At 60.5% G+C, this 20,226-nt stretch carries 16 protein-coding genes; all 16 read right to left on the bottom strand.

The features are described from left to right. Positions 1-10: 10 nt before the first annotated feature. Positions 11-856, bottom strand: a complete 846-nt coding sequence (gene kdsA, locus DK261_RS01210) for a 3-deoxy-8-phosphooctulonate synthase (protein WP_110175172.1) — start codon at positions 854-856, stop codon at positions 11-13. Positions 857-861: 5 nt separating this feature from the next. Next, entirely contained in the window at positions 862-2,493 is a 1,632-nt protein-coding gene (locus DK261_RS01205; RefSeq protein ID WP_007924045.1) for a CTP synthase, read from the bottom strand. Positions 2,494-2,767: 274 nt separating this feature from the next. Beyond that, positions 2,768-4,096, bottom strand: coding sequence for a tRNA lysidine(34) synthetase TilS (gene tilS / locus DK261_RS01200; protein WP_101281885.1), 1,329 nt, complete (start codon positions 4,094-4,096; stop codon positions 2,768-2,770). A gap of 119 nt (positions 4,097-4,215) precedes the next feature. Then, on the bottom strand, positions 4,216-5,163 hold the full coding sequence (locus DK261_RS01195; RefSeq protein ID WP_101281884.1) for an acetyl-CoA carboxylase carboxyltransferase subunit alpha: 948 nt from the start codon (positions 5,161-5,163) through the stop codon (positions 4,216-4,218). Positions 5,164-5,303: 140 nt separating this feature from the next. Next, positions 5,304-8,828, bottom strand: coding sequence for a DNA polymerase III subunit alpha (gene dnaE / locus DK261_RS01190; protein WP_110175171.1), 3,525 nt, complete (start codon positions 8,826-8,828; stop codon positions 5,304-5,306). A gap of 69 nt (positions 8,829-8,897) precedes the next feature. Continuing rightward, positions 8,898-9,530 (bottom strand): ribonuclease HII, encoded by a 633-nt coding sequence (gene rnhB / locus DK261_RS01185; protein ID WP_016705311.1) that lies wholly within the window; start codon positions 9,528-9,530, stop codon positions 8,898-8,900. 11 nt (positions 9,531-9,541) lie between these two features. Continuing rightward, positions 9,542-10,672, bottom strand: coding sequence for a lipid-A-disaccharide synthase (lpxB, locus tag DK261_RS01180; RefSeq protein ID WP_110175170.1), 1,131 nt, complete (start codon positions 10,670-10,672; stop codon positions 9,542-9,544). Between the two features lie 2 nt (positions 10,673-10,674). Then, positions 10,675-11,451, bottom strand: a complete 777-nt coding sequence (gene lpxA, locus DK261_RS01175) for an acyl-ACP--UDP-N-acetylglucosamine O-acyltransferase (protein WP_007924057.1) — start codon at positions 11,449-11,451, stop codon at positions 10,675-10,677. After that, a complete protein-coding gene (fabZ, locus tag DK261_RS01170) occupies positions 11,448-11,888 on the bottom strand; it encodes a 3-hydroxyacyl-ACP dehydratase FabZ (protein ID WP_007924058.1) in 441 nt (146 codons plus the stop codon). The genes lpxA and fabZ overlap by 4 nt, the downstream gene beginning before the upstream one ends. A gap of 109 nt (positions 11,889-11,997) precedes the next feature. Continuing rightward, complete coding sequence (lpxD, locus tag DK261_RS01165; RefSeq protein ID WP_110175169.1) at positions 11,998-13,053, bottom strand: UDP-3-O-(3-hydroxymyristoyl)glucosamine N-acyltransferase; 1,056 nt, start codon at positions 13,051-13,053, stop codon at positions 11,998-12,000. Positions 13,054-13,056: 3 nt separating this feature from the next. Then, positions 13,057-13,560: an OmpH family outer membrane protein gene (locus DK261_RS01160; protein ID WP_007924063.1), complete on the bottom strand. Its 504-nt coding sequence runs from the start codon at positions 13,558-13,560 to the stop codon at positions 13,057-13,059. A gap of 45 nt (positions 13,561-13,605) precedes the next feature. Next, positions 13,606-15,993: an outer membrane protein assembly factor BamA gene (gene bamA / locus DK261_RS01155; protein ID WP_009047217.1), complete on the bottom strand. Its 2,388-nt coding sequence runs from the start codon at positions 15,991-15,993 to the stop codon at positions 13,606-13,608. 74 nt (positions 15,994-16,067) lie between these two features. Next, positions 16,068-17,420: a sigma E protease regulator RseP gene (gene rseP, locus DK261_RS01150; protein WP_016705310.1), complete on the bottom strand. Its 1,353-nt coding sequence runs from the start codon at positions 17,418-17,420 to the stop codon at positions 16,068-16,070. Positions 17,421-17,472: 52 nt separating this feature from the next. After that, the gene (gene ispC, locus DK261_RS01145; RefSeq protein ID WP_110175168.1) at positions 17,473-18,663 is read right to left on the bottom strand and encodes a 1-deoxy-D-xylulose-5-phosphate reductoisomerase; all 1,191 of its coding nucleotides are present in this window, start codon (positions 18,661-18,663) and stop codon (positions 17,473-17,475) included. Continuing rightward, positions 18,660-19,466: a phosphatidate cytidylyltransferase gene (locus DK261_RS01140; RefSeq protein ID WP_028681758.1), complete on the bottom strand. Its 807-nt coding sequence runs from the start codon at positions 19,464-19,466 to the stop codon at positions 18,660-18,662. Before DK261_RS01140 ends, ispC begins: the two co-directional genes overlap by 4 nt. Then, a complete protein-coding gene (uppS, locus tag DK261_RS01135; protein WP_009047213.1) occupies positions 19,466-20,221 on the bottom strand; it encodes a polyprenyl diphosphate synthase in 756 nt (251 codons plus the stop codon). The genes DK261_RS01140 and uppS overlap by 1 nt, the downstream gene beginning before the upstream one ends. Positions 20,222-20,226 lie beyond the last annotated feature (5 nt).

Raw genomic sequence — 20,226 nt, 5'->3', positions numbered from 1 at the left:
GAAATCGGTTTTACGCGGTCTCTACCGTCGGAAAACTCTTAACCAGTTCGTCCAGGGCCTTGAGCTGGGCCAGGAAAGGTTCGAGCTTGTCCAGGCGCAGGGCGCATGGACCGTCGCATTTGGCGTTGTCCGGATCCGGGTGGGCTTCCAGGAACAGGCCGGCCAGGGACTGGCTCATGCCGGCCTTGGCCAGGTCGGTGACCTGGGCACGACGACCGCCGGCCGAGTCGGCACGACCGCCGGGCATTTGCAGCGCGTGGGTCACGTCGAAGAACACCGGGTATTCGAACTGCTTCATGATGCCGAAGCCGAGCATGTCCACCACCAGGTTGTTGTAACCGAAGCTCGAACCACGCTCGCAGAGGATCAACTGATCGTTACCCGCTTCTTCGCACTTGCTCAGGATGTGTTTCATTTCCTGGGGCGCGAGGAACTGGGCTTTCTTGATGTTGATCACCGCACCGGTCTTGGCCATCGCGACCACCAGGTCGGTCTGGCGCGAAAGGAAGGCCGGCAGCTGAATGATGTCGCAGACCTCGGCGACGACCGCGGCCTGGTACGGCTCGTGGACGTCGGTGATGATCGGCACGCCGAAGGCTTGCTTGATGTCCTGGAAGATGCGCATGCCCTCTTCCAGGCCAGGACCACGATAAGAGGTCACAGAAGACCGGTTGGCCTTGTCGAAACTGGCCTTGAACACGTAAGGGATACCGAGCTTTTCGGTGACCTTCACGTACTCTTCGCAGACCTGCATGGCCATGTCACGGCTTTCCAGCACGTTCATGCCGCCGAACAGCACCATGGGCTTGTCGTTGGCAATCTCGATGTCGCCGACGTGGATGATCTTCTGTGCCATCGGGGTTACGCCTTCTTCTGGTGTTGAGCCAAAGCGGCCTTGACGAAGCCACTGAACAGCGGATGGCCGTCACGTGGGGTCGAGGTGAACTCAGGGTGGAACTGGCAGGCGACGAACCATGGATGGTCCTGTGCCTCGACCACTTCAACCAGCGCGCCATCGCCGGAACGACCGGAAATCTTCAGGCCGGCGTCGATCAGCTGTGGCAGCAGGTTGTTGTTCACTTCGTAACGGTGACGGTGACGCTCGACGATCACATCCTTGGCGTAGCAATCGTGCACCTTGGAGCCGGCTTCGAGCAGGCATTCCTGAGCGCCGAGACGCATGGTGCCGCCCAGGTCGGAAGCTTCGGTACGGGTTTCGACGGCACCGGTGGCATCAGCCCACTCGGTGATCAGGCCGACGACCGGGTGACCGCTGGCGCGATCGAACTCGGTGGAGTTGGCGTCCTTCCAGCCCATGACGTTACGAGCGAACTCGATCACGGCCACTTGCATGCCCAGGCAGATACCCAGGTAAGGCACCTTGTTTTCCCGAGCGTACTGGACGGCGGTGATCTTGCCTTCCACGCCACGCAGGCCGAAACCGCCTGGAACCAGGATCGCATCGACGCCTTCGAGCAGCGCGGTGCCCTGGTTCTCGATGTCTTCGGAGTCGATGTAACGCAGGTTGACCTTGGTACGGTTGGTAATACCGGCGTGACTCATCGCTTCGATCAGCGACTTGTAGGCGTCCAGCAGCTCCATGTACTTGCCGACCATGGCGATGGTGACTTCGTGCTCGGGGTTGAGCTTGGCGTCGACCACTTTTTCCCACTCGGACAGATCGGCACCGTTGCATTGCAGGCCGAAACGCTCGACGACGAAATCGTCCAGACCCTGGGCGTGCAGCACGGCCGGGATCTTGTAGATGGTGTCGACGTCTTCCAGGGAGATCACCGCGCGCTCTTCAACGTTGGTGAACAACGCGATCTTGCGACGCGAGGACACGTCCACCGGGTGGTCGGAGCGGCAGATCAGCACGTCAGGCTGCAGGCCGATGGAGCGCAGCTCTTTCACCGAGTGCTGGGTCGGCTTGGTCTTGGTCTCGCCAGCGGTGGCGATGTACGGAACCAGGGTCAGGTGCATCAGCATCGCGCGCTTGGAACCGACTTCGACGCGCAGCTGGCGGATGGCCTCGAGGAACGGTTGCGACTCGATGTCACCCACGGTGCCGCCGATCTCCACCAGGGCCACGTCGGCATCGCCGGCGCCCTTGATGATGCGACGCTTGATCTCGTCGGTGATGTGCGGAATCACCTGGATGGTGGCGCCCAGGTAATCACCACGGCGCTCTTTGCGCAGCACGTGCTCGTAGACACGACCGGTGGTGAAGTTGTTGTTCTGGGTCATGGTCGTGCGGATGAACCGCTCGTAGTGGCCCAGGTCCAGGTCGGTCTCGGCGCCGTCGTGGGTGACGAACACTTCACCGTGCTGGAACGGGCTCATGGTGCCCGGGTCGACGTTGATGTACGGGTCCAGCTTGAGCATGGTGACCTTAAGTCCCCGCGCCTCCAGGATGGCCGCCAATGAAGCCGAGGCAATGCCTTTCCCCAATGAAGAAACAACACCGCCCGTGACGAATATGTAGCGCGTCATGAAAAACCCTAGAAGTCTGCGTTAAAGCGGTCCGAGCCGCCGGGGAAAGCGAAGGAAGGCCGAAGCCCCCGATCACCTGCATTAATCACAGTGCACCTTTCAAAAAAACCGCCGCGTTGGGACAGACCGGAAGAGAAAACACCGGTACGTTGCTCGCTACACATTTTTTGGAATCGCCCAGCAAAGACTGCTTGGTAATCGGCAACTCCTGCAATTCAGGCGAATCCACAGAAGTTGTATCAAGAAGGGAGCGTAGTCTACCGGAAAGGGACTTTCAGCTCAAACCTTGATCGCTCGAAGGCGGCTGCCAATGCAATTGCCAGCCTTCATGGGTATTTGCGTCAAGACCTGGCAGGTTCGCCACCGCGAGCAATTCTTCACCTCGATACAGCAGCGGCAATCTGCCACGGACGAAGGCCGGCAGACCCGCCTCATTGAGCAGACGCTTGAGATCGCGGTGGCCGCGCCCAGGCAGTTGCATCACCTCGCCCCCCTGACGGTAACGCACCTGCAAGGGCCCTTGCGGCGCGCCACCGATGAATTGCAATCGCCCATTGCCTGGTAACGGCAAAGGCGCAGCGGTATCGACCCAACTCGGCACCGATAGCGGGGATTGCAGCCAGCTACCCGACAACCACCAGACGCGCCCTGCCGACCGCTGCAACTCGCCCTGCCCCAGCCGCCATACCGGACGGCTGTCGCCCGCGGCATCGCGCAGCGTCTGCCAGCCCGCCCAGTGGTCGCTGTCAGGCAGCGGCGTGAGCCGGCTCAGCCAGTGACCCAGGGCATTGCGCTGACGCGCCTCCGACAAGCCGACCAAAGGCACCAGCGCCAGGGACGGCAACCCCAGCCACTCGAATTCAGCGCCCACAGCCGCCTCTTGCAGATCGATGAGCGCCAACTCATCCAGCAACTCCCGGGCCTCGCGCACATGCGCTGCGCTGCGCGCCAGGCTGCTGGCAGCTTGTGGCCAGCGGGCAGTCAGCAATGGGAACACCTGATGGCGCAGGTAATTACGGGAGAACTGCCGGTCCTGGTTGGAGGGATCTTCGATCCAATGCAGCTGGTGATCATGAGCGTAACGCTCCAGTTCGTCGCGGGAGACGTCGAGTAAAGGCCGCAGCAAATGCCCCTGCCCCAAGGCACGCGACGCCGGCATGGCGGACAAGCCCCTGACCCCAGCCCCACGCAGCAGTCGGAACAACAGGGTTTCCGCCTGATCGTCGCGGTGCTGGGCCGTCAGCAGCACCTCATTGCTGCCGGTTACTTCTTCGAACGCAGCATAACGCGCCTCCCGCGCTGCACGCTCCAGGCTGGCCCCCGGTTGCACCTGCACCGCCACTATTTGCAACGGCACCCCCAAGGCCTCGCACTGGGTTCGACAATGCTCCGGCCAGGCGTCAGCCACAGCCTGAAGGCCGTGATGCACATGGATGGCGGTCAAAGGGGGAAGTGTGTGTCGCTGCCTGAGTTGGGCAAGCAGGTGCAGCAGGACGGTGGAATCGAGGCCACCGGAGAACGCGATGCGCCAGGCTGATCGATCCAGCCAGGGCAGGAGGCGTTGCAGCAGTTTTTGCGTAAGGACGGTATCGAATGGGCTCATGAGTGGACCGGATCCTGAGTAGAGACCGAGCTTGCTCGCCGTGCCTGAAAAGCCTCGACCTGAATGGCCGAGGCGCCCATTTCGCGAGCAAGCCCGCCCCTACAAGGAGCGTCGATCTGTCAGAGACCGTAGCTCATCAGGCGATCGTAACGACGCGCCAGCAGGGTATCGTTATCCATCTTCTTGAGCATCACCAGCTGGGAGGTCAGCTCGGCGCGGATCAGAGCAGCAGCGGCAGCCGGATCACGGTGCGCGCCACCCAGCGGCTCGCTGATGACCTTATCGACAATGCCCAGGCCTTTCAGGCGCTCGGCGGTGATGCCCATGGCTTCGGCAGCATCCGGCGCTTTCTCGGCGGTTTTCCACAGGATCGAGGCGCAGCCTTCCGGCGAGATCACCGCGTAAGTGGAGTACTGCAGCATGTTCAGTTGATCGCAGACACCAATGGCCAGCGCACCGCCGGAACCACCTTCACCAATCACGGTGGCGATGATCGGGGTTTTCAGGCGTGCCATGACCCGTAGGTTCCAGGCGATAGCCTCGCTCTGGTTGCGCTCTTCGGCGTCGATACCCGGATAGGCGCCCGGAGTGTCGATGAAGGTCAGGATCGGCATCTTGAAGCGTTCGGCCATTTCCATCAGGCGGCACGCCTTGCGATAGCCTTCAGGACGCGGCATGCCGAAGTTGCGACGGACTTTCTCGCGCACTTCACGGCCTTTCTGGTGGCCGATGATCATGACCGGCTGGTCGTCCAGACGGGCAACACCGCCGACGATCGCGGCGTCGTCGGAGAAGTGACGGTCGCCATGCAGCTCGTCGAACTCGGTGAAGATGTGCTCGATGTAGTCCAGGGTGTACGGACGACGCGGGTGACGCGCCAGGCGTGCGATCTGCCAGCTGGTCAGCTTGCCGAAGATGTCCTCGGTCAAGGTGCTGCTCTTGTCTTGCAGGCGGGAGATCTCATCGCCGATATTCAGCGAATTGTCATTACCGACCAAGCGCAACTCTTCGATCTTGGCTTGCAGGTCGGCGATCGGCTGTTCGAAATCAAGAAAATTCGGGTTCATAGGCGTCCGTCTTGGGTCGACGTCCAAGAGAGCTTGGGCCGGCCGGTTGTCTATTCGCGCCCTACCTTAAGGGAGAGGCGCGTTCAGGTCGAGATTAAAAGTTCGGGTCGAGATCGGCGCACTTTCATGGCGCCTGACCGTCAACGGTATTGGAGGAAGACGTTATCTCGCCCGAACTGGTCACGCAGGGCTTGAATCAAGGCATCCGCCGGATCGATCCGCCAGGCTTCGCCGAACTGCAGCAAGGCCTTGGCGTCCTCCTTGGTGTACTCCATGGAGATCGGGCAAGCACCGCGATGGCGTTTGCACAGCTCCCCCAGCCAGCGTAGCTGATCGCCCTTGAGGGCTTCGGTATGCACCTTCAGGCGCAGGCTTTCCGCCAGGTTGGTGCGGGCATCTTCCATACTCATCACCCGCTTGACCCGCAGGCGCAGGCCGCCGGAGAAGTCGTCGTTGCTGACCTCGCCCTCGACCACCACCATCGCGTCGGTCTGCAGCAGGGACTGCGCCGAATGGAAGGCATCGGCGAACAGCGAGGCCTCGATCCGCCCCGAACGATCGTCAAGGGTGATGAACCCCATCTTGTCGCCCTTTTTGTTCTTCATGACCCGCAGGGCAATGATCATGCCCGCGACGGTCTGGGTATCGCGCGCCGGCTTCAGGTCGACGATGCGCTGGCGGGCGAAACGCCGGATCTCACCTTCGTATTCGTCGATCGGGTGCCCGGTCAGGTACAGGCCGAGGGTATCTTTCTCCCCTTTCAGGCGCTCCTTGAGGGTCAGTTCCTTGGCCTTGCGATGATTGGCGTAGACATCCGCATCTTCTTCGACGAAGACCCCGCCGAACAGGTCGGCGTGGCCACTGTCGGCGGTTCGCGCGGTCTGCTCGGCCGCCTTGACCGCTTCCTCCAGGGCCGACAACAGCACCGCGCGGTTGCGGTCGATGTTGGCCTGGTAGGCCTTGAGTTCGTCGTGGAAGTAGGGGCCCAGGCGATCCAGGGCACCACTGCGGATCAGCGCATCGAGGGTACGCTTGTTGATGCGTTTGAGGTCGACCCGGCTGCAGAAGTCAAACAGGTCCTTGAACGGGCCACCTTCGGCACGGGCCTCGACGATCGCCTCCACCGGCCCCTCGCCCACACCCTTGATCGCTCCCAGGCCATAGACAATACGGCCGTCGTTGTTGACGGTGAACTTGAAGTCGGAACTGTTCACATCCGGCGCATCGAGGCGCAGCTTCATGCTGCGTACTTCTTCGATCAGCACCACCACCTTGTCGGTGTTGTGCATATCCGCGGACAGTACCGCCGCCATGAAAGGCGCCGGGTGATGCGTCTTGAGCCATGCAGTCTGGTAGGACACCAGCCCGTAGGCGGCCGAGTGGGACTTGTTGAAACCGTAGCCGGCGAATTTTTCCACCAGGTCGAAGATGTTGCCCGCCAGGTCGGCATCGATACCGTTGTTGGCGCAACCTTCGATGAAGCCGCCGCGCTGCTTGGCCATCTCCTCGGGTTTCTTCTTACCCATGGCACGACGCAGCATGTCGGCCCCGCCAAGGGTGTAGCCAGCCATCACCTGGGCAATCTGCATCACCTGTTCCTGATACAGGATGATGCCGTAGGTCGGCGCCAGTACCGGCCGCAAGCCATCGTACTGGTAGTCCGGATGCGGATAGGCCAGTTCGGCGCGACCGTGCTTACGGTTGATGAAGTCGTCCACCATGCCCGATTGCAACGGACCGGGACGGAACAACGCTACCAGTGCGATCAAGTCTTCCAGGCAGTCGGGCTTGAGCTTCTTGATCAGCTCTTTCATGCCTCGGGATTCGAGCTGGAACACCGCGGTGGTCTCGGCCTTCTGCAGCAGCTCGTACGTCTTCTTGTCGTCCAGCGGGATGAAGTCGATGTTGACGTCGGGCAGGTTCTTTTTCACCTGCTCGCGGTTGATGGTCTCCATCGCCCACTTGATGATGGTCAGGGTCCGCAGGCCGAGGAAGTCGAACTTCACCAGGCCGGCAGCCTCGACGTCGTCCTTGTCGAACTGGGTTACCAGGCCGTCGCCGGCTTCGTCGCAATAGATCGGCGAGAAGTCGGTCAGCTTGGTCGGGGCGATAACTACGCCACCGGCGTGCTTGCCGACGTTACGCACCACGCCCTCGAGCTTGCGCGCCATCTCCCAGATTTCCGCCGCTTCTTCATCGACCTTGATGAAGTCGCGCAGGATTTCTTCCTGCTCGTAGGCTTTTTCCAGGGTCATGCCGACTTCGAAGGGGATCATCTTCGACAGACGGTCAGCCAGGCCGTAGGACTTGCCCTGCACCCGCGCCACGTCCCGCACCACAGCCTTGGCGGCCATGGAACCGAAGGTGATGATCTGGCTTACGGCGTTGCGGCCATATTTCTCGGCCACGTAGTCGATAACCCGGTCACGACCGTCCATGCAGAAGTCGACGTCGAAGTCGGGCATGGAAACCCGTTCCGGGTTGAGGAAACGTTCGAACAGCAAGTCGTAGGCCAGCGGGTCGAGGTCGGTAATCTTCTGCACGTAGGCCACCAGGGAACCGGCACCCGAGCCCCGGCCAGGACCTACCGGCACACCGTTGCTCTTGGCCCACTGGATAAAATCCATAACGATCAGGAAGTAACCGGGGAACCCCATCTGGATGATGATATCCAGCTCGAAATTCAGCCGGTCGACATACACCTGGCGCTTGGCTTCATAGTCTTCGGTGGTGTCCTTGGGCAGCAGCACGCTGAGGCGCTCTTCCAGCCCGTCGAAGGAAACCTTGCGGAAATATTCATCGATGGTCATGCCATCGGGAATCGGATAGTCAGGCAAGAAGTGCTTGCCCAGCTTCACTTCGATATTGCAGCGCTTGGCGATCTCGACCGTGTTTTCCAGGGCCTCGGGCAGGTCGCTGAACAGCTCGGCCATTTCCTCGGCGCTTTTCAGGTACTGCTGGTCGCTGTAGTTCTTCGAGCGACGCGGGTCGTCGAGGGCGCGGCCTTCACCGATGCAGACCCGGGTTTCATGGGCCTCGAAGTCTTCGCGCTTGATGAACCGCACATCGTTGGTCGCCACCAGCGGCGCGCCGATCTTGTCCGCCAGGGCCACGGCTGCGTGCAACTGCTCTTCGTCGTTGGGACGGTTGGTACGCTGCACTTCCAGATAGAAACGGTCCGGGAATACCGCCATCCACTCGCGGGCCAGGGTTTCCGCTTCTTGCAGGTCGCCAGAGAGCAGGGCAAGACCGATCTCGCCCTCTTTCGCGGCCGAGAGCATGATCAGGCCTTCGGCGGCCTCGGCCACCCACTCGCGCTCGATGATGATCTGGCCATTACGCTGGCCATCGATAAAGCCGCGGGAAATCAGCTCGGTCAGGTTGCGATAGCCAACGGCGTTCATCACCAGCAGGCTGATGCGGCTCAGTGGATTCTCGGGATCCTTGTTCGACAGCCACAGGTCGGCGCCACAGATCGGCTTGATCCCGGTGCCCATGGCCGCCTTGTAGAACTTGACCAGGGAACACATGTTGTTCTGGTCGGTAACCGCCACCGCGGGCATGCCCATGCCGGTCAACGTCTTGACCAGCGGTTTGATCCGCACCAGACCGTCAACCAGGGAATATTCAGTGTGCAGGCGTAGATGAACGAATGAAGCCGGCATAGTGATCCTGTAATGAGCACAAAAACAACAAGGCCCGGATTGTACCGGGCCTTCGCTAAAACATCAGCCTCAGGACTGAATCTCGCCCAGGTTCTCACGGGCTTCGTAGGCTTGGCGCACCGGCGCGAACGAGCGCCGGTGAATCGGCGTCGGCCCCAGGCGGGCCAGCGCTTCCAGATGAACGGGCGTCGGGTAGCCCTTGTGACCGCCGATGCCATAACCCGGGTAGATCAGCTCGAACGCCGCCATCTCGCGATCCCGGCTGACCTTGGCCAGAATCGACGCCGCTGCGATCGCCGGCACCTTGCTATCACCCTGGACCACGGCTTCGGCAGGCATCGACAGTTTCGGGCAACGATTACCGTCGATCATTGCCAGTTTCGGGGTCACGCTCAGCCCTTCTACCGCCCGCTGCATGGCCAGCATGGTGGCATGCAGGATATTCAACTCGTCGATTTCCTCGACTTCGGCGCGGGCAATGCACCAGCTCAGGGCTTTCTCACAAATCTCGTCGTAGAGCTTTTCGCGACGGGCCTCGGTGAGCTTCTTCGAGTCGTTCAGGCCGAGAATCGGCCGGCTCGGATCGAGAATGACCGCAGCCGTGACCACTGCGCCGCACAACGGGCCGCGCCCGACTTCGTCGACACCGGCCACCAGGTCTTCGGCATCGGCCACCAGAGAGAAATCCAGTCCCATCTGCATCTTTTCGTTACTCATGCCGGTTTGCCAATCAGGTTCAACACCGCTTCAGCCGCCTGGTTGGAGGCATCCCGGCGCAAAGTGCGATGGATCTCGTCAAAACCGCGGGTCTGCTCCTGGCCGTCTTCGATCAAGGGCGACAGGGTCTGGGCCAGGGCCTCCGCAGTCGCGTCATCCTGCAGCAGTTCGGGAACCAGCAGGCGCTGGGCCAGCAGGTTCGGCAGGGAAATATAAGGGCTCTTGACCATACGCTTGAGAATCCAGAAGGTCAGCGGCGCCAGGCGATAGGCGACGACCATCGGGCGCTTGTAGAGCAGCGCCTCAAGGGTTGCGGTGCCGGAGGCGATCAATACCGCATCGCAAGCCGCCAGCGCCTGATGCGACTGGCCGTTGAGCAGGGTCAACGGCAGGTCGCGACCGGCCAGCAGCTCTTCCAGCTGAGTACGCCGCTCGGGGCTCGCGCAAGGCATGACGAAACGCACCCCTGGACGCAAGGCGCGCAGGCGTTGTGCTGCGTCGAGGAACAAGGCCCCGAGGCGCCCGACTTCGCCGCCACGGCTGCCCGGCATCAGGGCCACCAGCGGCCCCTCGGGCAAGCCCAGCTCAGTGCGAGCCGCGGCCCGATCGGCCTCCAGCGGAATAGCATCGGCCAGGGAGTGCCCGACGAACCGCACCGGCACGCCCTTCTCTTCATAGAATTTGGCTTCGAACGGGAACAGCGTCAGCATCAGGTCGCAACCTTCGCGGATCTTCAGCACGCGCTTTTGCCGCCAGGCCCAGACCGAAGGACTGACGTAGTGCACGGTCTTGATGCCGGCCTGACGCAACTGGAGTTCGATGTTCAGGTTGAAATCGGGGGCGTCGATGCCGATGAACACGTCCGGCTTTTCGGCGATCAGGGTCTGCACCAGCTTCTTGCGCCGGGCCAGCAGTTCGCGCAGGCGTCCCAGGACCTCTACCAGGCCCATGACCGCCAGGCGCTCCATCGGGAAGTAGGAAACCAGCCCTTCGGCCTGCATCAGCGGGCCACCGACACCGATGAACTCAACGGCGGGATGCTGGACCTTGAGCGCGCGCATCAAACCGGCGCCAAGAATGTCGCCGGAAGCTTCGCCAGCCACCAGCGCAATACGCAGTTTGCTCATGATTAACGGGTGATGCCGCGAGTCGAAGACTGGATCGAGTCACGAAATACCGCGACTTCGGGAAATTGTGCAGCAGCTTCTGCCAGCTCGACGAGCGCCTGATCGACGGTCAAGCCCTGGCGATACACCACTTTATAGGCTCGACGCAGGGCGTGAATCGCGTCCTCGCTGAAACCACGACGGCGCATCCCCTCGAAGTTCATGCTGCGCGCCTCGGCCGGGTTGCCGAACACTGTGACAAAGGCCGGAACATCCTTGCCGATCGCCGTCCCCATGCCGGAAAAGCTGTGGGCGCCGATATGGCAGTACTGGTGAACCAGGGTGAAGCCGGACAGGATCGCCCAATCGTCCACATGCACATGGCCGGCCAACGCCGTGTTGTTGACCAGGATGCAGTGGTTGCCGATCACGCTGTCGTGACCGATATGGGCATACGCCATGACCAGGTTGTGATCACCGAGAGTGGTCTCGGAACGGTCCTGGACAGTGCCGCGATGAATGGTCACGCCTTCACGAATGACGTTGTGGTCACCAATCACCAGGCGGGTTTCCTCGCCTTTGTATTTCAGATCGGGAGTGTCTTCGCCTACCGAGGAGAACTGGTAGATACGATTGTGCTTACCGATCCGGGTCGGGCCTTTGAGCACCACATGCGGCCCGATCACCGTACCCTCGCCGATTTCCACACCGGCGCCAACGATCGACCACGGGCCAACCTCAACGTCGTCGGCCAGAATGGCCGTCGGATCGATGATTGCGCGAGGGTCAATCAAACTCATAGTTTGCGTTCCGCACAGATGATTTCAGCGGAGCAGACTGGCTTGCCGTCGACCGAAGCCTGGCATTCGAATTTCCAGATCTGGCGCTTGCAGCTGATGAACTTGGCTTCCAGGATCAACTGGTCGCCCGGCAGTACCGGCTGGCGGAAGCGCAGCTTGTCGGAACCGACGAAGTAGTAGAGGGTGCCATCGGCCGGCTTCACGTCCAGCATCTTGAAACCAAGAATGCCCGCAGCCTGAGCCATGGCTTCGATGATCAGCACGCCCGGCATGATTGGATGCGCGGGGAAGTGACCATTGAAGAAAGGTTCGTTGATGCTGACATTCTTGTAGGCACGAATGCACTTGCCCTCAACATCCAGATCCACTACCCGGTCCACCAACAGGAACGGGTAACGGTGAGGCAGGTATTCGCGAATCTCGTTGATGTCCATCATTTCGGGGGGAAGCCTGTAGTAAAGATTGGGAGCGCGCGACTAACGCACACTCCTCTAGCAAATCAAGGAGGCAGTCTAACGGCTGTGCACACTTGATATGGAAATGGTATCAGCCATCTGATGAAGCTTTACCGTCGGGGGTCACGTCCCCTACGCGCTTTTCCAGTTGTCGCAGGCGTCGCGCAAGATCATCGAGCTGACGGATGCGTGCCGCGCTTTTGCGCCACTCGGCAGCAGGCTGCATGGCTGTACCGGAAGAGTAGGAGCCCGGCTCGGTAATCGAGTGGGTCACCATGGTCATCCCGGTCAGGAAAACGTTGTCGCAAATATCGATATGGCCGACCAGCCCGACACCGCCGGCGAGCATGCAATGCTTGCCGATCCGGGTGCTGCCGGAAATACCGACACAGGCCGCCATGGCGGTGTGATCACCGACCTGGACGTTGTGGGCGATCTGAATCTGGTTATCCAGCTTCACGCCATTGCCAATGACGGTATCGGCCAGCGCACCGCGATCGATAGCGGTATTCACGCCAATCTCGACATCATCGCCAATGGTGACGCCACCAACCTGCGCAATCTTCTGCCAGATGCCTTTCTCGTTGGCGAAACCGAAACCTTCACCGCCCAGTACCGCACCAGACTGAATGACCACACGCTTGCCGATACGCACATCGTGGTAAAGCGTCACGCGTGGAGCCAGCCAGCCGCCCTCGCCAATCTGGCAACGGGCACCGATAAAACAATGAGCACCGATCGTGACACCCGCGGCGATTTGCGCACCGCTCTCGATGACCGCAAACGCGCCAATACTGGCAGCCGCGTCGACCACAGCATCCTCGGCAATGACCGCAGTCGGATGAATACCGGCAGCAGTCTTGGGCTTGGGATCGAACAGGTGGGAAATGCGTGCGTACGACAGGTAGGGGTCGGCCACTACCAGGGCATCACCGGCATAACCTTCGGCATCCGCCGCCTTCAGCAGCACGGCACCCGCCTGGCTGTCAGCCAGATACTTACGGTATTGGGGATTTGCCAAAAAGCTCAACTGAGCTGGGCCAGCCTCCTGCAAGGTGGCTAGCCCAGTGATTTCTTTCTCTGCGGAGCCACGCAGGGTGGCTCCGAGGAACTCGGCCAGCTGGCCGAGCTTTATAGTCGCTGTCATGGGTTACTTCAGCTGATTCATGCGCTCGATAACCTGGCGAGTGATGTCGTACTGAGGTTTGACATCAATCACTGCACCACGCTCGAACACCAGGTCAAAACCACCTTTCTTGATGACTTCTTCCACGGCGCTGTCGAGTTTCGGCTTCAGTTGCTTGAGCATTTCACGATCGGCAACGGCCTTGGCTTCGTTCAGTTCCTTGGACTGGAACTGGAAGTCACGGGCTTTCTGCTTGAATTCGAGCTCCAGGCGCTCACGCTCGCCCTGCTGCATCTTGTCGCCACCGGCAACCAGACGATCCTGGATGCCCTTGGCGCTGCTTTCCAGGGTTTTCAGCTTGTTCAACTGCGGGCCGAACTTCTTCTCGGCATCCACTGCGTATTTCTTCGCAGCATCGGATTCCAGCAGGGCCATCTGATAGTTCAGTACGGCGATTTTCATGTCGGCGAAGGCCGGACCTGCTACCAGGACAGTCGCCAGGAGAACCAATTGAGTCAACTTACGCACGATGCACTCCTACAAAATCCATTGTCGTTATCTTGGGTCAGGCTCTTAGAAAGTCTGGCCGAGGGAGAATTGGAACACCTGGGTTTCAGCGTTGTCAGGTTTCTTGACCGGCATTGCAAGAGCAAAACTCAGCGGCCCCAGAGCGGTTACCCACGTCACGCCGACACCCACGGAACTGGCCAGATTGCTCAGACTGACGTCATTACACTGCGTATCGGAACGCAAACCACTAGGGTTTCTGACCTGCTCGCATTTGGAGTCGAACACATTACCCACGTCCCAGAATACGGAGGTACGAAGAGAGCGTTGGTCCTTGACGAACGGCATCGGGAACAGCACCTCGACACCGCCCTGGATCAGCACGTTGCCACCGAATGGCAGCGGATCCTGATCCGGATCACGAGTCGTGCCGGCGTTGCCCGTCGCACCTGCACCACGGCTCGGAGTACTGCGAGGACCCAGGGTGCTGTCCTTGAAACCACGGACCGAGTTGAAACCACCAGCATAGTAGTTTTCATAGAACGGCAAGCCGTCGGTCGAACCATAACCGTCGCCATAACCCAGCTCGGTGTGCAGGCGCATGGTGTAGGTGTCGGTCAGCGGCTGGAACAACTGGCCGCGGTAGTCGAGCTTGAAGAACGACAGGTCGCTGCCCGGAGTAGTGGCTTCCAGCACCAGGCTCTGGGAATGACCACGGGTCGCCAGGACACCTTTGTTCAGGGTCGACTCGGACCAGCCGGCCGAAGCCTTGAAGTTCAGATAGTTGTCGCCTTCGCGGTTCACGAAGTCGAAGATTTCGTCGACGGTATAACGACCGGTCTTGATCTTGTCCTGCTGCGCGGTCAGGCCGAAGGTCAGACGCGAAGTCTCGCTGATCGGGTAACCAACGCTGACGCCGGCACCCAGGCTGTCTACCGCATAGCTCGCCACGTCGACATCGAGGTCGTCGTAGTCGGTGGTGCGATAGAACGCGTTGTAACCCAGGCTCACGCCATCGGCAGTCCAGTAGGGATCGACATAACCGAAGTTGTAACGGCTTTGGTATTCGCTGCGGGTCAGGCCGATGCTGACCTTGTTACCGGTACCCAGGAAGTTGTTCTGGGTGATCGAACCACCGAGGATCAGGCCCGCACTCTGGGCGAAACCGACGCTGGCGGTAATCGAACCGGAAGCCTGTTCTTCTACTGCGTAGTTGACGTCTACCTGATCGTCGACACCTGGCACGGCCGGGGTTTCGACGTTGACTTCCTTGAAGAAGCCCAGGCGCTCCAGACGGGTCTTGGACTGGTCGATCAGGTAGGTCGAAGCCCAGCCACCTTCCATCTGACGCATTTCACGGCGCAGCACTTCGTCTTCGGACTTGGTGTTGCCGCGGAAGTTGATGCGGTTCACGTAGGCACGCTTGCCGGGATCGACCACGAAAGTGATATCGACCGTGTGATCTTCGTCGTGCGGCTGCGGAACACCGTTGACGTTGGCGAAGGTATAACCCTCGTTGCCCAGGCGGCGGGTGATCAGCTCGGAAGTGGTGGTCATCAGTTTGCGCGAGAACACCTGGCCCTTCTCGACCAGCAGCAGCGACTTGACCTGGTCTTCAGGCACTTTCAGGTCACCGCTGAGCTTCACGTCACGAACGCTGTACTTCTCGCCTTCGTTGACGTTCACAGTGATGTAGACGTGTTTCTTGTCCGGAGTGATCGAAACCTGGGTCGAAGCGATATCCATGTTGATATAGCCACGGTCCAGGTAGTAGGAACGCAGGCGTTCCAGGTCACCGGACAGCTTCTCACGGGCATACTTGTCATCGTTCTTGAAGAACGACAGCCAGTTGGTGGTTTTCAGCTCGAACAGATCAACCAGGTCTTCGTCCGGGAATACAGTGTTGCCCACGACGTTGATGTGCTGGATGGCCGCTACGGTGCCTTCGTTGATATTGACCTTCAACGCCACACGGTTGCGCGGCTGCGGGACCACTTCGGTATCGACGGTGGCCGAGTAGCGGCCCTGAGCGACATATTGGCGCTGCAGTTCGTTACGAACACCTTCAAGGGTCGCACGCTGGAAGATTTCGCCTTCCGCGAGACCGGATTGCTTGAGGCCTTTCATCAGGTCTTCAGTGGAAATCGCCTTGTTGCCTTCGATTTCGATACTGGCGACGGATGGACGCTCGACTACCGTGATGACCAGGACATTGCCATCGCGGCCCAGCTGGATATCTTGAAAGAAGCCGGTTTTGAACAGCGCACGAGTGGATTCCACGAGGCGACGATCGTCCGCCTGCTCACCGACGTTCAGCGGCAAGGCCCCAAAGACGCTACCCGCGGAGACCCGCTGGAGGCCATTGACGCGGATATCGGAGATAGTGAAGGACTCGGCGTGAACTTCGGCGATCATCAATACGGAGAGAACCGCAGTTAGCAGCAGACGTTTCATGAAGTCCTTTCTTATTCCAACTGGCAATAAAGAAACTGCCGCAAAATGCGGCAGATTCGCAATTCAGCGAAGCGTTACAGACGACCCAGATCGTTGACCAGGGCAAGCAACATCACCCCGACCACCAAGCTGATACCGATCTGTATCCCCCAACCTTGCACCCGATCCGACAAGGGACGACCACGCGCCCACTCGATCAGATAAAACAACAGATGCCCCCCATCCAGTACAGGAATGGGCAGCAAGTTCAGAACCCCTAGGCTAATACTCAGATAAGCAAGGAAATTCAAGAAATCAGCAACGCCCGACTGGGCAGAAGCGCCCGCCACTTTAGCAATGGTTATCGGTCCACTCAAGTTTTTTACCGAGAGCTCGCCGAACAACATTTTCTTCAGTGAGTCGAGGGTCAGCACGCTCATGGTCCAAGTACGCCGGGCACCTTCCCCAATGGCAGCCAGCGGACCATAACTGACCTCGCGAAGCATTTCCGGCGGCCAATCGACCGCCTTCACCCCAGCCCCCAGATAACCACTGGCGACCTTCTCTTTACCGCGTGCGGCCAGGGTCACCGGGACGTCGATTTGAGCACCATCACGCTCGACGTGCAGCACAATTTTGGTATCAGGACGTACACGCACCCAGTCGACGACCTGCTGCCAATCGGTCAGCGCCTGACCATCCAGCGCCAGCAAGCGGTCACCGGCTTTCAGGCCAGCCGCCTGGGCCGGGCCTTTCGGATCGAGCTCAGCCAGAACGGGGGCGAGCGCCGGACGCCAGGGGCGAATCCCCAGGGAACGAATAGGATCAGGTTCATCGGTACCCTTGAGCCAGTTGTCGAGCACCAGCTCGCGCGGCGAATCGGCGGTCGAACCCTGCTCACGCACCAGCAACTGCAAGGTACCGCTTTCGCCCAGACGTCGGATCAGTTGCAGGTTGACCGCCGACCAGCCCACGGTGGGCTCGCCATCGATGGCAACAATTTCCTGGCCAGGGCTCAGGCCAGCCTTGGCGGCAATGCTTCCAGACTCGACACTGCCGATGACCGGACGCACCTGCTCGGTACCGAGCATCGCCAGCCCCCAGAAGAACACCAGTGCCAGCAGGAAGTTGGCGACAGGACCGGCAGCAACGATGGCGATACGCTGGCGTACCGACTTGCGATTGAACGACTGGTCGAGCTGGTCGACGGGTACTTCGCCTTCGCGCTCGTCAAGCATCTTCACGTAGCCACCCAGCGGAATGGCGGCAATCACGAATTCGGTACCTTGCCGGTCATACCAACGCAGCAACGGCATGCCGAAGCCCACGGAGAAACGCAGAACCTTGACGCCGCAACGACGCGCCACCCAGAAGTGACCGAATTCATGGAAGGTGACCAGCACACCCAAGGCGATCAGGGTGCCGACAATCATATAGAGCGCGCTCATCTACTTTCTCCGCAATCCTATCCAGTACCGATACGCTCGGGCTTGTCGCAACTTACCGGCTGTTGCGACCCAGCCACTGCTCAGCCAGGGCACGGGCTTTGGCGTCCGCCGCGAACACGGCGCTCAGCTCATCGACTGCGACAACCGGTTCAAGGCTTAAAACTTCTTCGATGATACTCGCGATCTCGGGGTAGCGGATGCGCCGTTCGAGAAACGCGGCAACAGCTACCTCGTTGGCGGCATTCAACATGGCCGGAGCACTGTTGCCGGCCTCGGCGGACTGGCGCGCCAGACGCAAGCACGGGAACCGCTCTTCATCAGGCGCCTGGAAATCCAGGCGCGCCACGGCGAACAGATCCAGCGGCGGCACGCCCGAGTCGATTCGCTCCGGCCAGGCCAGGGCATTGGCGATCGGCGTGCGCATATCCGGGTTGCCCAACTGGGCCAGCACCGAACCGTCCACATAGTCGACCAGCGAGTGAATCACGCTTTGCGGATGAATCACCACCTCGACCTGGGCAGGCTTGGCATCGAACAGCCAGCACGCCTCGATCAGCTCAAGGCCTTTATTCATCATGCTGGCCGAATCGACGGAAATCTTGCGCCCCATCGACCAGTTGGGGTGAGCACATGCCTGCTCAGGCGTTACCTGCTCCAGGTCGGCCAGCGGCGTTTGCCGGAACGGGCCACCGGATGCGGTCAGCAAAATGCGCCGCACCCCCACATGGCTCAACCCACGGGAAAAGTCCGCGGGCATGCACTGGAAGATGGCGTTGTGCTCACTGTCGATGGGCAACAATACCGAACCGCTCTTGCCCACCGCCTGCATGAACAATGCGCCGGACATGACCAGCGCTTCTTTATTGGCCAGGAGAATTTTCTTGCCAGCCTCGACGGCAGCCAGGGTCGGACGCAAGCCCGCGGCACCGACGATAGCCGCCATGACCGCGTCGACTTCAGGGTCGGACGCCACTTCACACAAGCCCTCCTCGCCCACCAGTACACGGGTGCGCGAACCGGCATTGCGCAAGTCTTCCTGCAGGCTGCGCGCGGCAGCGATATGCGGGACGACGGCAAAACGGGGAGCATGACGGATACACAGCGCCAGCAGCTCGGCCAGACGACTGAAACCGCTCAAGGCGAAGACCTGATAACGCTCGGGATGGCGGGCAATGACATCCAGGGTGCTGAGGCCGATAGAGCCGGTGGCCCCGAGAACCGTAATCTGCTGTGGGCGACTCACAATGCAGCCATCCACAACAACACGGCGAATACCGGAATGGCCGCGGTCAGGCTATCGATACGATCAAGCACGCCACCATGGCCCGGCAGCAGGTTACTGCTGTCCTTGATCCCGGCCTGGCGCTTGAACATGCTTTCGGTCAGGTCGCCGACCACCGAGATGAACACCACGACAGCCGCTCCCAGCAAACCAAGGATGATCTGCCCGAAGGACCAGCCTGCAACCAGACCGACCACCGCAGTGATCACCAGGCTCAGCAGCAGACCGCCGTACACCCCTTCCCAGCTCTTGCCCGGGCTGACCTGCGGCGCCAGCTTTCGCTTGCCGAATGCCTTGCCGGAGAAGTAGGCACCGATATCTGCGCCCCAGACCAGCACCATCACCGCCATGATCAACCAGTTACCCAAAGGCTGCTGTTTGATGAAGACCAGGCCTTGCCAGGCCGGCAGCAGAATCAGCAGACCGATCACCAGCTTGGCCGCGGCACCGGCCCAATGCTCTCTGGTACGCGGATAGGTGAGCACCAGGAAAGTCGCCAGCCCCCACCAGAGTACCGCGGCACCAAGCACCCAAGGCGCGATACCCGGCAACAGCTGCATCAGGAACAACAGCGCAGCGACCACTACTGCATAGGCAATACGGGTCGGTTGAGCGTCGAAACCCGCCAGGCGCGCCCACTCCCAGGCCCCAAGGGTCACCACCAGCCCGATAAACAGGGCGAAGGCGGAACCTTCGAGCAGGAAAAAACCGCACAAGGCGATCGGTAGCAGGATCAGCGCAGTAATGATTCGTTGTTTGAGCATTAAACCCGGGCTCCAGCTTCGACCTGCTCGCTCGTTTTACCGAAGCGGCGCTGGCGAGAAGCGTAATCGGCCAGCGCAGCGCGCATGGCATCGTGTTTGAAGTCCGGCCAGAACAGGTCGGAGAAGTACAGCTCGGCATAAGCCAGCTGCCAGAGCAGGAAATTGCTGATGCGGTGTTCGCCGCCCGTACGGATGCACAGGTCCGGCAACGGCAGGTCGCCAGTCGCCAGGCAGGTTTGCAACAACTCGGGGGTAATGTCGTCAGGGCGCAGGTGCCCTGCCTGGACTTCCCGCGCCAGGCGCTGAGCGGCCTGGGCAATATCCCACTGACCGCCATAGTTGGCGGCGATCTGCAGAATGAAGCGATTACTCCCCGCGGTCATCGCTTCCGCCTCGCGCATCGCCGCTTGCAGCTCGGGATGGAAGCGCGAGCGATCGCCGATGATGCGCAGGCTGATGTTGTTTTCGTTGAGACGCTTGGCCTCGCGGCGCAATGCCTTGAAGAACAGATCCATCAAGGCACTGACTTCATCGGCCGGCCGCTGCCAGTTTTCACTGGAGAAGGCGAACAGCGTCAGCACCTCGACCTTGGCCTCGGCGCACACTTCAATCACCGCACGAACAGCATCGACACCCGCTTTATGCCCGGCGACACCCGGCATAAAGCGTTTTTTTGCCCAGCGATTGTTCCCATCCATGATGATCGCGACATGGCGCGGCACCGAAGACGGTACAGGCTGCTTGGTCTTGTCCATGAAAA

The sequence above is a fragment of the Pseudomonas sp. RW409 genome (assembly GCF_003184125.1).
Taxonomy (GTDB): domain Bacteria; phylum Pseudomonadota; class Gammaproteobacteria; order Pseudomonadales; family Pseudomonadaceae; genus Aquipseudomonas; species Aquipseudomonas chlororaphis_I.
This window is presented reverse-complemented; position numbering and strand designations above follow the sequence as displayed.

Bases quoted from the DNA above. Each gene is read 5' to 3' on its own strand.
- kdsA (WP_110175172.1), bottom strand. From the start codon at position 856: ATGGCACAGAAGATCATCCACGTCGGCGACATCGAGATTGCCAACGAC.
- DK261_RS01205 (WP_007924045.1), bottom strand. From the start codon at position 2,493: ATGACGCGCTACATATTCGTCACGGGCGGTGTTGTTTCTTCATTGGGG.
- tilS (WP_101281885.1), bottom strand. From the start codon at position 4,096: ATGAGCCCATTCGATACCGTCCTTACGCAAAAACTGCTGCAACGCCTC.
- DK261_RS01195 (WP_101281884.1), bottom strand. From the start codon at position 5,163: ATGAACCCGAATTTTCTTGATTTCGAACAGCCGATCGCCGACCTGCAA.
- dnaE (WP_110175171.1), bottom strand. From the start codon at position 8,828: ATGCCGGCTTCATTCGTTCATCTACGCCTGCACACTGAATATTCCCTG.
- rnhB (WP_016705311.1), bottom strand. From the start codon at position 9,530: ATGCAGATGGGACTGGATTTCTCTCTGGTGGCCGATGCCGAAGACCTG.
- lpxB (WP_110175170.1), bottom strand. From the start codon at position 10,672: ATGAGCAAACTGCGTATTGCGCTGGTGGCTGGCGAAGCTTCCGGCGAC.
- lpxA (WP_007924057.1), bottom strand. From the start codon at position 11,451: ATGAGTTTGATTGACCCTCGCGCAATCATCGATCCGACGGCCATTCTG.
- fabZ (WP_007924058.1), bottom strand. From the start codon at position 11,888: ATGATGGACATCAACGAGATTCGCGAATACCTGCCTCACCGTTACCCG.
- lpxD (WP_110175169.1), bottom strand. From the start codon at position 13,053: ATGACAGCGACTATAAAGCTCGGCCAGCTGGCCGAGTTCCTCGGAGCC.
- bamA (WP_009047217.1), bottom strand. From the start codon at position 15,993: ATGAAACGTCTGCTGCTAACTGCGGTTCTCTCCGTATTGATGATCGCC.
- rseP (WP_016705310.1), bottom strand. From the start codon at position 17,420: ATGAGCGCGCTCTATATGATTGTCGGCACCCTGATCGCCTTGGGTGTG.
- DK261_RS01140 (WP_028681758.1), bottom strand. From the start codon at position 19,466: ATGCTCAAACAACGAATCATTACTGCGCTGATCCTGCTACCGATCGCC.
- uppS (WP_009047213.1), bottom strand. From the start codon at position 20,221: ATGGACAAGACCAAGCAGCCTGTACCGTCTTCGGTGCCGCGCCATGTC.